The sequence below is a fragment of the Kitasatospora sp. NPDC001119 genome (assembly GCF_053598475.1).
The window spans coordinates 1-13,354 of sequence record NZ_JBSFKI010000015.1; the positions used below are offsets into that span (position 1 = coordinate 1).

Annotated in this window: 6 protein-coding genes; all 6 read left to right on the plus strand. The window is 75.5% G+C overall.

Going from position 1 to position 13,354, the window contains the following annotated elements; translation table 11 throughout:
• A partial coding sequence (locus ACWDD9_RS19795) for an SDR family NAD(P)-dependent oxidoreductase (RefSeq protein WP_449812165.1) occupies positions 1-3,477 on the plus strand: 3,477 nt, incomplete at its 5' end.
• Positions 3,478-3,490: 13 nt separating this feature from the next.
• A complete protein-coding gene (locus ACWDD9_RS19800) occupies positions 3,491-8,770 on the plus strand; it encodes an SDR family NAD(P)-dependent oxidoreductase (RefSeq protein WP_449812166.1) in 5,280 nt (1,759 codons plus the stop codon).
• A gap of 46 nt (positions 8,771-8,816) precedes the next feature.
• Positions 8,817-10,022, plus strand: coding sequence for an FAD-dependent oxidoreductase (locus tag ACWDD9_RS19805; protein WP_449812167.1), 1,206 nt, complete (start codon positions 8,817-8,819; stop codon positions 10,020-10,022).
• Between the two features lie 49 nt (positions 10,023-10,071).
• Complete coding sequence (locus ACWDD9_RS19810) at positions 10,072-11,067, plus strand: quinone oxidoreductase family protein (RefSeq protein ID WP_049652986.1); 996 nt, start codon at positions 10,072-10,074, stop codon at positions 11,065-11,067.
• A 93-nt stretch (positions 11,068-11,160) separates the two neighbouring features.
• Positions 11,161-12,666 carry a class I SAM-dependent methyltransferase gene (locus tag ACWDD9_RS19815; RefSeq protein ID WP_449812168.1) on the plus strand — a complete coding sequence of 502 codons (1,506 nt, stop codon included), beginning with the start codon at positions 11,161-11,163 and terminating at the stop codon, positions 12,664-12,666.
• Between the two features lie 19 nt (positions 12,667-12,685).
• The gene (locus ACWDD9_RS19820) at positions 12,686-13,342 is read left to right on the plus strand and encodes a CatB-related O-acetyltransferase (protein ID WP_449812169.1); all 657 of its coding nucleotides are present in this window, start codon (positions 12,686-12,688) and stop codon (positions 13,340-13,342) included.
• The last annotated feature ends 12 nt before the right edge of the window (positions 13,343-13,354 follow it).

Consider the following 13,354-nt stretch of genomic DNA (forward strand, 5'->3'; position numbering starts at 1 on the left):
CCCGACGCCGTCATCGGCCACTCCCAGGGCGAGATCGCCGCCGCCACCGTCGCCGGAGCCCTCACCCTCCAGGACGGCGCCCGCACCGTCGCCCTCCGCTCCCAGGCCATCACCGCCATCGCCGGAAACGGCGGCATGGTCTCCGTCGCCCAACCCGCCCAGGACATCGACCTCACCCCCTGGCAGGACCGGATCTCCGTCGCCGCCGTCAACGGCCCCTCCTCGGCGGTCGTCGCCGGGGACGCCGACGCCCTCGACGAACTCGTCGAACGCCTCACCACCGACGGCATCCGCGCCCGCCGCGTCCCCGTCGACTACGCCTCCCACTCCGCCCACGTCGAGCGGATCCAGGACGACCTGCTCACCGCCCTGGCCGACCTGCGCCCCCGGCCCCCGAAGGTCCCGTTCTGGTCCACCCTGGACAGCCGCTGGACCGACACCGCCGCCTTCGACGCCGCGTACTGGTACCGCAACCTGCGCCACCCGGTGCAGCTGGAGGCCGCCGTCCGCGCCCTGCTCGCCGAGGGCTTCACCACCTTCGTCGAGATCAGCCCCCACCCCGTCCTCACCCCCGGACTCCAGGAGACCCTGGACGAGGCGACCGCCCCCACCGTCGCCTGCGGCACGCTCCGCCGCGACCAGGGCGGGCTCGCCCGCTTCCTGGCCTCCGCCGCCGAACTCTGGGTGCGCGGCGTGGCGGTGGACCTCTCCGGCCGCTCGGCCGGCGCCCGCCCGGTCGACCTGCCCACCTACCCCTTCCAGCACGAGCGCTACTGGCTGGAGCCCTCCTCCGGCACCGGGGACGTCACCGCGGCCGGTCTCGGCGCCACCGACCACCCGCTGCTCGGCGCGGCCCTGCCGCTGGCCGAGGGCGACGGGGTGGTGCTCACCGGCCTGCTGTCGCTGCGCGGTCACCCGTGGCTGGCCGACCACGCCGTCTCCGGCACCGTCCTGCTGCCCGGTACGGCCTTCGTGGAGCTGGCCGTCCGCGCCGGTGACGAGGTCGGCTGCGGCCTGGTCGAGGACCTGGCCATCGAGGTCCCGCTGATCCTCCCCGAGCGCGGCGCCGTCGTCCTGCAGGCCGTGGTCGGCGCGGCCGACGAGTCCGGCCTGCGGCCGGTGGCCGTCTACGGCCGCCCCCAGGACGCCCCGCACGGCGAGCCGTGGACCCGGCACGCCGGCGGTCTGCTCGCCGCCGACGACGCCCAGGCCCCCGCGGAGAGCGGGCCCTGGCCGCCGGCCGGTGCCGCCCCCGTCGACCTGGACGGCTTCTACGACCGGCTGGAGCAGGCCGGTTACGGCTACGGCCCGGTGTTCCGGGGCCTGACCCGGGCCTGGCGGCTCGGCGAGCAGGTGCACACCGAGGTCCGGCTGCCGCGGCAGGCGCACGCCGACGCGGACCGCTTCGGCCTGCACCCCGCGCTGATGGACGCCGCCCTGCACGGCATGGGGCTGGCCCGCCGGGAGGGCGCGGCCGAGGGCAACGGCCTGCCGTTCGCCTGGAGCGGCGTCCGCCTGCACGGCACCGGCGCCACGGCGCTGCGGGTGACGGTCTCCCCCACCGGGCCGGACTCGGTGTCGCTGGCCCTGTTCGACGAGACCGGCGCCCCCGTCGCCTCGGTGGCCTCGCTGGCCGTCCGGACGATCTCCGCCGGTCAGCTGCGGGCCGCCCGGCGCGGGCAGCGGGACGCGCTCTTCCGGGTCGAGTGGACCCGGGTCGCGCCGGGCGACGGCGGGCGGGCGGTGCGCTGGGCAGTGCTCGGCGACGACCGGGCCGTCCCCGGGCTCCGGCTGGACGGCCTGGCCGGACTCGACCGCCTGGACTCCCTGGCCGGGGCCGCCTGCGGACCGGAGGTCCTGCTCCTGCCCGCCCCGCCGGCCGACGGCGGGTCCCCGGCGGACGCCCACCGGGTGACCGGTGAAGTCCTCGGCCTGCTCCAGGAGTTCCTCGCCGACGAGCGGTTCGCCGGGACGCGGCTGGCCGTGCTGACCGGGGGCGCGGTCGCCGCCGCCCCCGGCGACCCGGTGCCCGGCCTGGTCCACGCCCCGCTCTGGGGCCTGCTCCGCTCCGCGCAGGCGGAGCACCCCGACCGGTTCGTCCTGGTCGACCTCGACGGCACCGTCGACGCGGCCGCCGTCCTGCCCGCAGCGCTGGCCAGCGGCGAGCCGCAACTGGCCGTCCGAGAGGGCGAGTTGTTCGCCCCCCGGCTGGTCCGGGCCACCCCGACCGCCGACCTCCGTCCGCTCGACCCGGCCGGGACGGTGCTGGTCACCGGCGGCACCGGCACCCTCGGCACCCTGCTCGCCCGCCACCTCGTCACCGACCACGGCGCCCGCCACCTGCTGCTCACCAGCCGCAGCGGCCCCGACGCCCCCGGCGCCGCCGAGCTCACCACCGAACTCACCGCCCTCGGCGCCACCGTCACCGTCACCGCCTGCGACACCGCCGACCGCGACCGACTCGCCGCACTGCTCGCCGACATCCCCACCGACCACCCCCTCACCGCCGTCGTCCACACCGCCGGCGTCCTCGACGACGCCGTGGTCGAGACCCTGACGCCCGAGGCCCTCGCCCGGGTGCTGCGGCCCAAGCTCGACGCCGCCGCGCACCTGGACGAGCTGACCGCGGAGCTGGACCTGGCCGCCTTCGTCCTGTTCTCCTCCGCCGCCGCCACCTTCAGCAGCCCCGGCCAGGGCAACTACGCCGCCGCCAACGCCTACCTGGACTCGCTCGCGGCCCGCCGCCGGGCGGCCGGGCGGCCCGCGCAGTCGCTGGCCTGGGGCCTGTGGGCGCAGCCCAGCGGCATGACCGGCCACCTGGGCGAGGCCGAGCTGGAGCGGATGAGCCGGGGCGGCACGGTGCCGCTGTCCGAGCGGGACGGGCTCGCCCTGTTCGACGAGGCGCTGGCCGTTCCCGCCCCGCTGGTGGTGCCGGCCGCGCTCGACCTCGCGGTGCTGCGCGGGCGGACCCCGGTGCCGCACCTGCTGCGCGCGCTGGTCCGGCCGACCGGACGGCGCGCCGCCCGGTCCCGTACCGGGGAGGACGGCGGCCGGCTGGCCGAACGGCTGGCCGCGCTCTCCGGGGCGGACCGCCGCCGTGCCGCGCTCGACCTGGTCCGGGCCCAGATCGCCGGGGTGCTCGGGCACTCCTCGGCCGAGCAGGTCGATCCCGAACTCCCTTTCAGCAAGCTCGGGTTCGACTCGGTGACGGCCGTGGAGCTGCGCAACCGGCTCTACCAGGCCTCCGGTCTGCGGCTGCCCGCGACGGCGGTCTTCGACTACCCGACGGCCGGCGCGCTGGCCGAGCGGATGCGGGCGCTGCTGCTGCCCGAGGCGGAGGCCGACGGCGACACCGACGGCGGCACCGCCGAGGAGCAGGCCGCCGAGGAGGCCCGGGCGGCCGAGATCGACGGCATGGACATCACGGACCTGGTCGAACTGGCGCTGGGCACCTCGGTGGACCCCGCAGGCGTCTGAGGAAGAGGACAGCATGACTACCCCGCCGGAGCGGATCGTCGAGGCGCTGCGCGCCTCGATCAAGGACAACGAGCGGCTCAGGAAGCAGAACGAGCGGCTGTCGGCGATCGCCGACGAGCCGATCGCCGTCACCGGCATGGCCTGCCGGCTGCCCGGCGGGGTGCGCACGCCCGAGGACTTCTGGCGGCTGCTCACCGAGGGCGGCGACGGCATCGGGCCGTTCCCCGCCGACCGCGGCTGGGACCTCGGCGAGCAGAGCGCCACCGCCCAGGGCGGGTTCCTCTACGACGCCGCCGAGTTCGACCCCGGCTTCTTCGGTATCGGCCCGCGCGAGGCGCTCGCCATGGACCCGCAGCAGCGGCTGCTGCTGGAGACCTCCTGGGAGGCCGTCGAGCGGTCCGGCATCGACCCGCTCACCCTGCGCGGCAGCCGGACCGGCGTGTTCGCCGGCGTGATGTACCACGACTACGCCGCCCGGCTGGACGAGGTGCCCGACGAGGTCGCCGCCTACCTGGGCAACGGCAGCGCGGGCAGCGTCGCCACCGGCCGGGTCTCGTACGCGCTGGGCCTGGAGGGCCCGGCCGTCACCGTGGACACCGCCTGCTCCTCCTCGCTGGTGACGATCCACCTGGCGGTCCAGGAGCTGCGCCGCCGGGGCTGCGACCTGGCCCTGGCGGGCGGCGTCGCGGTGATGTCCACGCCCGGACTGTTCGTGGAGTTCACCCGGCAGAAGGGCCTGGCGGCGGACGGCCGGTGCAAGGCCTTCGCGGACGCGGCGGACGGCACCGGGTTCTCCGAGGGCGTCGGCATGCTGATGCTGGAGCGGCTCTCCGACGCCCGCCGCAACGGGCACCCGGTGCTGGCGGTGCTGCGCGCCAGCGCCGTCAACCAGGACGGCGCCTCCAACGGGCTCACCGCGCCCAACGGCCCGGCGCAGGAGCGGGTGATCCGCCAGGCCCTGCTCTCCGCCGGTCTCACCGCCGCCGACGTGGACGCCGTCGAGGCGCACGGCACCGGCACCACCCTGGGCGACCCGATCGAGGCCCAGGCACTACTCTCCGCCTACGGCCAGGAGCGTGAACTCCCGCTGCTGCTGGGCTCGGTGAAGTCCAACATCGGCCACACCCAGAGCGCGGCCGGGGTGGCCGGGGTGATCAAGACGGTGCTGGCGCTGCGGCACGGCGTCCTGCCCCGCACCCTGCACGTGGACCGGCCGTCCTCGCACGTGGACTGGTCGGCGGGCGCGGTGGAACTGCTCACCGAGGAGCGGGAGTGGCCGGAGACCGGCCGCCCGCGCCGGGCCGGCGTCTCCTCCTTCGGGATCAGCGGCACCAACGCCCACGTCATCGTCGAGCAGGCCCCGGAGGAGCAGCCCACCGAGCAGCCCGCCGAGGAGCAGGCCCCGTCGGCCGGCACCGGCGCCCCGTGGCTGCTGGCCGGCCGCACCGAGGCCGCCGTACGGGCCCAGGCCGGGCGCCTCGCCGAGCACCTGGACGCCCATCCCGCGCTCGCGGCCGTCGACGTCGCCCACTCGCTGGCCACCGGCCGCTCCGCCTTCCCCCACCGCGCGGTGGTGGTCGGCGCCGACCGGGCCGCGCTCGCCGCCTACGCCGCCGGGCAGGACCCGGCCGCCGTGGTGGCCGGCACGGCGGACGTGACCGGCAAGACCGTCTTCGTGTTCCCCGGGCAGGGCTCGCAGTGGGTCGGGATGGCCGTCGAACTCCTCGACAGCGAACCGGTGTTCGCCGCACGGATCACCGAATGCGCCGACGCCCTCGCCGAGTTCACCGACTGGAACCTGATCGACGTCCTGCGCGGCACCGAGGGCGCACCCGGCTACGACCGGGTCGACGTCGTCCAGCCCGCCCTCTGGGCCGTCATGGTCTCCCTCGCCACCCTCTGGCAGGCCCACGGCGTCCAGCCCGACGCCGTCATCGGCCACTCCCAGGGCGAGATCGCCGCCGCCACCGTCGCCGGAGCCCTCACCCTCCAGGACGGCGCCCGCACCGTCGCCCTGCGCTCCCAGGCCATCACCGCCATCGCCGGAAACGGCGGCATGGTCTCCGTCGCCCAACCCGCCCAGGACATCGACCTCACCCCCTGGCAGGACCGGATCTCCGTCGCGGCCGTCAACGGCCCCACCTCCACCGTCGTCGCCGGAGACGCCGACGCCCTCGACGAACTCGTCGAACGCCTCACCACCGACGGCATCCGCGCCCGCCGCGTCCCCGTCGACTACGCCTCCCACTCCGCCCACGTCGAGCGGATCCAGGACGACCTGCTCACCCTGCTCGCCCCCGTCACCCCACGCGGCGCCGACATCCCCTTCCACTCCACCGTCGACAGCCGCTGGCTGGACACCACGACGATGGACGCCGCCTACTGGTACCGCAACCTCCGCCGGACCGTCCGGCTGGAGGAGGCCGTCCGCGCCCTGCTCGCCGAGGGCTTCACCACCTTCGTCGAGATCAGCCCCCACCCCGTCCTCACCCCCGGACTCCAGGAGACCCTGGACGAGGCGACCGCCCCCACCGTCACCTGCGGCACGCTCCGCCGCGACCACGGCGGCCCGACCGCCTTCCTGGCCTCCGCCGCCCGGCTGCACGTCCGGGGCGTCCCGGTCGACTTCTCCCCCGCCCTCGCCGGGGCCCGCCGGGTCGACCTGCCCACCTACCCCTTCCAGCGCGGCCGCTACTGGCTGGAGGGGCCCCGCGAGGACGCCTCGGCCGGCGCCCTGTTCCGGACGGTCTGGCGGCCCGTCGGGGGCGCCTGCACCGGCCGCCCGGACGGCCCGATCGCCGTCCTCAACGCCGGGCCCGGCTCCACCGACGGGCTGGTCCCGTACGCCGACCTGGCCGCCCTCGCCGCCGCCGAGGCCGTCCCCGCCACCGTCCTCTACCACCTGCCCGCCGCGGCGGGCCCGGACGCCGGGCTGCCGACGGCCGTCCGCGCCGCCGTCAACGGGACCCTCGACCTGCTCCGCGCCTGGCTCGCCGAACCCCGGCTGGCCGCCTCCCGCCTCGTCCTGGCCACCCGCCGCGCCGCCGGCCCCGGCCTGGACGACCTCGCCCTGGCCCCGGTGTGGGGACTGGTCCGCTCCGCCCAGGCGGAGTACCCGGGCCAGTTCGCCCTGCTCGACCTGGACGACTCCGCCGCCTCCGCCGCGGCCGTCCCCGCCGCCCTGGCCACCGACGAGCCCCAGCTGGTGATCCGCGACGGCGTTCCGCACGCGGCCCGCCTGCTGCCCGTCCCCCACGAGCCGGCCCGCCCGATCGACCCGGCCGGAACGGTGCTGGTCACCGGCGGCACCGGCACCCTCGGCGCCCTGCTCACCCGCCACCTCGTCACCGACCACGGCGCCCGCCACCTGCTGCTCACCAGCCGCAGCGGACCCGACGCCCCCGGCGCCGCCGAGCTCACCACCGAACTCACCGAACTCGGCGCCACCGTCACCGTCACCGCCTGCGACACCGCCGACCGCGACCAACTCGCCGCACTGCTCGCCGACATCCCCACCGACCACCCCCTCACCGCCGTCATCCACACCGCCGGCGTCCTCGACGACGGCATCCTGGACTCGCTCACCCCCGAGCGGGTGGACACCGTGCTCCGCCCGAAGGTCGACGCCGCCGTCCACCTGCACGACCTGACGGCCGGCCACGACCTGGCCGCCTTCGTGCTGTTCTCCTCCGCCGCCGCCACCCTCGGCAGCGCGGGCCAGACCAGCTACGGCGCGGCCAACGCCTTCCTCGACGCGCTCGCCGAGCGCCGGTGCTCCCGGGGCCTGCCCGCGCAGTCGCTCGCCTGGGGCCTGTGGGCGCAGCCCAGCGGGATGACCGGCGGGCTGGCCGAGGCGGAGCTGTCCCGGATGGTCCGCGGCGGGGTGGCCCCGCTCTCCTCCGCCGAGGGCCTGGCCCTGTTCGACGCCGCGCTGGCGGCCGGGGACGCCACTCTGGTGACCGCCCGCCTTGACCTGCCCGCCATCCGCCGCCGGGCCGCTCCCGGGCCGCTGCCCGCACTGCTGCGCGACCTCGCGGCCGGTACGCCGGCCCGGCGCCAGGAGCCGGCCGGGGAGTTCCCCGAGGACACCGCGGGCCCGTCCGCCGCCGAGCGGCTGGCCGGGCGGCTGGCGGACGCCGGGGAGGTGGAGCGGGAGCGGATCCTGCTCGACCTGGTGCGCGGCGCGGTGGCCGGGGTGCTCGGCCACGCGGGGCCCGAACAGGTCGACCCGGGGCGGCGGTTCCTCGAACTCGGCTTCGACTCGCTGACGGCGCTGGCGCTGCGCAACCAGCTGGGCGCGGCCACCGGGCTCCGGCTGGCAACCAGTCTGATCTACGACCAGCCCTCCCCGGCGCTGCTCGCCGCCCACCTGCGCGAGCGCCTCGCCGAGCGGGCCGACGCCCACGCCGACGGCCGGACCGCCGGAGCGAGCGCCACCACAGGCGCCGAGCCGGACGGCCCGCTGGCGACGCTCTACTGGCAGGCCTGCGAGCAGGGTTCCTCGATGGCCGCGCTGGACCTGCTCAAGGCCGCGGCCGGCTGCCGGCCCTCGTTCCGGACCGCCGAGGAGGCCCCGGCCGCCGAGCCGGTCCGGCTGGCGCAGAGCCCGGACGGCCCGGTGCTGGTCTGCCTGCCGTCCTTCGGCCCGGTCTCCGGCCCGCACGAGTACGCCCGGTTCGCCGCCGCCTGCCGCGGCCGCCGCGAGGTCCTGGTGCTGCCCCAGCCGGGCTTCCTGGCCGGCGAGCTGCCGCCCGCCGACCTGGACGCGCTGGCCGGCCTGCACGCCGGGTCGGTGCTCCGGCACACCGGCGGCCGGCCGTTCGTCCTGGTCGGCCGCTCGGCCGGCGGCTGGATCGCGCACGCGGTCGCCGCCCGGCTGGAGCGGCTCGGGACGGGCCCGGCCGGGCTGGCCCTGGTCGACAGCTACGACCCGGACTACGACCAACTGCCGCTGCTGGAGCCGTCGATGTCCGCCGCGATGAAGGACCGCGAGTCGGCCTTCGCGCTCGCCGACGACACCCGGCTGGCCGCGATGGGCGCGTACCACCGGCTCTTCGCCGGCTGGCGCCCGGAGCGGATCGCCGTACCGACCCTGCTGGTGCGGGCGGCCGACCCGTGGACCGAGGAGATCCGGGAGTCGGCCGGCTGGCAGGCCGTCTGGTCGCTCCCGCACACCGCCCTGGACACCCCCGGCGACCACTTCTCGGTCCTGGAGGACCACTCCGACACCACCGCGCGCACCGTGCTGGCGTGGCTGGCCGACGCCGTCGAGCCCGCCCTCAGATCCCTCTGACGGCCGGCCGCTGATCCACCGTTCGAACCTCCTCAGGAGACAGCTCATGAAGATCGTCATCATCGGTGCAGGGCTCGGCGGCGTCGCCTCCGCCCTGGCGCTCACCCGCTCCGGCCACCAGGTCGAGCTCTACGAGCAGGCGGACGAGCTCCGCAAGGGCGGCTACGGGGTGATCCTGTGGCCGAACGCCACGGGCATCCTGACCCAGCTGGGCATCGACCACACCGACCTCGGCCACCGCCTCGACCGGGTGGACATCACCTCGGAGACCGGCCAGCCGCTGGTCAAGGTCGACCTCGACCGGATCGCGCGCGACTTCGGCTCGCCGAACAAGGTGATCCGCCGCAGCGAGCTGGTCGAGGTGCTGGCCGCCGCGCTGCCGCCGGGCGTGCTGCGGTTCGGCGCCCGCGCCACCGTCATCGACGAGCCCGCGCCGGGGACGGACGGGCCGGTCGCGATCACCTTCGAGGACGGCCGGCGGATCGAGGCCGACGTGCTGATCGGCGCGGACGGCCACCGCTCCTTCGTCCGCAAGCACCTCTTCGGCTTCTCGCCGGCCGAGCACACCGGCTGGGCGACCTGGCACGGCACCACCCCGCTGCCGGTGGAGCTGACCAACAGCAACCGGGTGCAGACCATGGCCGGCGAGCACGGCCTGTGCGTGATGCACCCGCTCGGCGAGTCCATGCTCTACTGGGCCTTCGAGACGCCGTGGGCGGACGGCGACGCGGTCCCGCCCGGCGCGCCCGGCTCCCCCGACGGCACCGGCCCGATCGGCGCCGACGGCCGGCCGCAGTCCGCGGTGGCCAACCTGCGGGCCCGGTTCGCCGGCTTCTCCTCCCCGCTGCCCGAGCTGCTGGAGTCGATCAGCGACGAGGACGTCCAGGTCTTCCCGCACATCCTGCACCAGGTCCCCAAGGTGTGGGGGCGCGGCCCGGTGACGCTGCTCGGCGACTCGGTGCACGCCGTCCCGCCGCGTACCGGCATGGGCGCCAACCAGGCGCTGGAGGACGCCTGGGTGATCGGGCGGGCGCTGTCCGGCCAGGGCTCCCCCGCCGAACTGCTGCGCCGCTACGAGAAGATCCGCCGCCGCCGGGTCAAGATGCTCTACCACTACGCCGCGGCGACCGGGAAGCAGGGCCAGTCGGTGCCCGGCCTCTTCAAGCGCTCCAAGGACGGCATCTCCTTCACCGGGTTCCAGCGCTTCCAGATCAAGGCCTTCAGCAACTACCTCAACGCCAAGCCGCACTGACGGCCCGTCAGTTCAACGCCACCCGTTCCCAGAGAGAGTGACACCCGCCATGAAGATCATCCGTCAGCACGCCTACGGCGGCCCCGAGGTGCTGGAGCTGGAGGACCTCGAACTGCCCGAGCCCGGCCCGGGCCAGGTGCTGCTGCGCACCCACGCCGCGGCCGTCACCTTCTTCGACATCCTCAACCGGCGCGGCGACCTCGCCAAGCGCGACTACTACCGGGCCGACGCCGCGCTCCCGCTGGAGCCCGGCTACCAGGGCTCCGGCTACGTCGAGGCGCTCGGCCCGGACGTGACCGGCGTGCGGGTCGGCGACCGGGTCGCCTGGGCCCTGGCGGCCGGCTCGTACGCGAGCCATGTCATCGCCCCCGCCGCGCAGTTGATCCCGGTGCCGGAGGACATCGACCTCGGCGAGGCGGCCGGCCTGCCGGTGCAGGGCCTGCTCGCGTACAAGCTGACCCACGAGGCGTACCCGCTGGCCGAGGGCGACTGGGCCCTGGTGCAGTCGGCGGCCGGCGGCGTGGGCACGCTGATCACCCAGTTCGCCCGGATGCGCGGCGCGCGGGTCATCGGCGTGGTCTCCGCCGAGGAGAAGGCCGTCGTCGCCAAGGAGGCCGGCGCCGAGGCGGTGATCGTCTCCGGCGGCACCGAGGACGTGGCCGCCGAGGTCAAGCGGATCACCGGCGGCGAGGGCGTCCGGGTGGTCTACGACGCGGTCGGCAAGGACACCTTCGAGGCGAACCTCGACAGCCTGGCCCCGCGCGGCTACCTGATCAACTTCGGCCAGGCGAGCGGCTTCGTCCCGCCGCTGGACCTGATGACGCTGAACGACAAGGGCTCGCTGTTCGTCACCCGCTTCTGCCTGCCGCACTTCTTCGACGAGTCCTGGCCGCCGCTGAACTTCCTGGAGCGCTGCTTCCAGTGGATGCGCGAGGGGAAGCTGACCGTCCGGATCGACTCCCGCTTCCCGCTCGGCCAGGCCGCCGAGGCGCACGCCGCCGTCGAGGAGCGCCGCACCAGCGGCCGCGTCCTGCTCATCCCCTAGCACCCCCCTACACCCCCTGAATTCCCCTCAGAACACGCTTCTCGCACCATATTCGGATCTGCCTCGCAGACCGGGACGGGTAGGCTCCGCACCATGAGTGACACGAGCGCGATTTCGGTCGCGCGCGCCACGATCGACGAATTCACCGGCTCGACCCCCACCGAACTCGACGGCGTATTCCGCCGGCTCGCCGCGGAATTCCAGGCGGACGGTTTCCTCCGCCCGGACGCGCTCGCCGGAATTCCGGCCCTGCTGGACGCGCTGGACACCGTCCCGCCCGCGCACCAGGCCAGGCTCGCCCTGCTGCTCGGGCTGCTGGCCGAGGCCGCCGGCCCGGACGGCGGCTTCCCCGCCCACGAGGCCGTCCGGGCCGGCCTGGACCGCTACCTCCGGCTGCTGTCGGACGGCGGGACGGACGCCGGGCGCGACGCCGCCCTGTTCTTCCTGCTGGGCCACTTCCCCGAGGACGGCGAGCGGATCCTCGCCGCCCTCCCCGGCACCGGGGTGGACCGGGACGACCTGTCCCGGCTGGCCCGCTGCCTCCAGCCCTGGGAGACCGCGGACGCCGCGACCCGGTGGAACCTCGGCCGGGTCTTCCCCTCCCCCGCCGTCTGGGGCCTGACCGAGCAGGAGCGGGCCACCGCCCCCGCGCTCGACCGGTGGCTCGGCCTGCCCGCCGAGCGCACCGCCGAGCTGTGGGCGACCGAGACCCGGGCGCTGCTGGCCTACTCCGGCGCCAAGGCGGTCTGGGCCTGCGAGCACGGCGCCACGGTGTCCCCGTTCGTGCTGCCCGCCCCCGAGGAGGAGCGGACCGCCGAGCCGTCCCCGGCCGCGGACGTCCTTCGGGGCCACGCCCGGGCCGTCCGCTGCCCGCGCTGCCGGCAGCCGCTGACCGGCGGCACCGAGGCCGCCGTCTGTACCGGCTGCGAGGCCGTATTCCCGTCGGTGGACGGGCTGTTGGACTTCCACGACCAGCCGTCCGGCCCGAGCGACCCGCTGCTGGCCGGCCGGTACGAGCGCGGCCTGCGGGCCGGGTTCGTCCGGATCATGGGCGCCAACTGGGGCGGCTGGGTGTCGCTCGACGACGAGGACGCCTACCTCACCGAGCACGTCCGGCCGGTCGACGGCCCGGTGCTCGACCTGGCGGCCGGCGCCGGCCGCTGGACCAGGGTGCTGGCCCGTTCGCTCGGCGAGGAGCGGGTGATCGCGCTGGACCTCTCCGCCGAGATGCTGGCCCAGCTGCGGGCCAAGCTGGACCGGGTCCTCACCGTCCGCGGCAGCGCCCTGGAGCTGCCGTTCGAGGACGCCTCGCTGGGCGGGGTGAACTGCTGGAACGCGCTGCAGGCCATCCCCGACCCGGAGCGGGCGATCCACGAGGTCGGCCGCTGCCTGCGCCCGGGCGGCACCTTCACGGTGATGACCTTCCGTCAGGCCGCCGACCCGCTCTACCGACAGTTCCAGAGCCGGCTGGAGCGCCAGGCGCACCGCGGCTCCTTCGACCCGGAGCAGCTCACCGGCTGGCTGGCCGACGCCGGGATGACCGTGCGCGACCTGTCCGGCCCCGGAAACTTCCTGTTCGTCACCGCCGTCAAGGCATAGTCCCGCACGAGGAGAGGCCATGCCCGTCAGCCCCGACCCTTCCCAGACGTACCTTCCGGGAATGGACAACAAGGTGGTGTTCCTGAAGAACCTGATCAGCTCGCCGCTGATCGAGGTGGGGGAATTCACCTACTACGCCGACATCGACGACCCGGCGGCGTTCGAGACCCGGAACGTGCTCTACAACTTCGGGCCCGAGAAGCTGGTGATCGGCAAGTACTGCGCCATCGGCACCGGCACCCAGTTCATCATGCCGGCCGCCAACCACCCGATGATCGGCTCCACCACCTACCCGTTCTTCATGTTCGGCGGGGACTGGACCGCGCGGACGGTGGACGCGCTGGCTACCGTCGCCAGCCGCGGCGACACCGTCATCGGCAACGACGTGTGGATCGGCCGGGAGGCCGTGATCATGCCGGGCGTGACGATCGGCGACGGCGCGATCATCGGCACCCGGGCCATGGTCACCTCCGACGTGCCGGCCTACGGCGTGGTCGGCGGCAACCCCGGCAAGCTGATCAAGAAGCGCTTCGAGGACGCGGACATCGACCGGCTCGCCCGGATCGCCTGGTGGGACTGGCCGGTCGAGGCCGTCACCGAGCACGTCCGCACCATCTTCACCGGCACCCCCGCCGAGCTCGAACTGGCGGCCAAGGAAGCCGGTCTGATCAACTGATGTTTTCCCCGG

Excerpts from the sequence above, each read along its gene's own strand:
- ACWDD9_RS19810 (WP_049652986.1), top strand. The coding sequence starts at position 10,072 with ATGAAGATCATCCGTCAGCACGCCTACGGCGGCCCCGAGGTGCTGGAG.
- ACWDD9_RS19805 (WP_449812167.1), top strand. The coding sequence starts at position 8,817 with ATGAAGATCGTCATCATCGGTGCAGGGCTCGGCGGCGTCGCCTCCGCC.
- ACWDD9_RS19815 (WP_449812168.1), top strand. The coding sequence starts at position 11,161 with ATGAGTGACACGAGCGCGATTTCGGTCGCGCGCGCCACGATCGACGAA.
- ACWDD9_RS19820 (WP_449812169.1), top strand. The coding sequence starts at position 12,686 with ATGCCCGTCAGCCCCGACCCTTCCCAGACGTACCTTCCGGGAATGGAC.
- ACWDD9_RS19800 (WP_449812166.1), top strand. The coding sequence starts at position 3,491 with ATGACTACCCCGCCGGAGCGGATCGTCGAGGCGCTGCGCGCCTCGATC.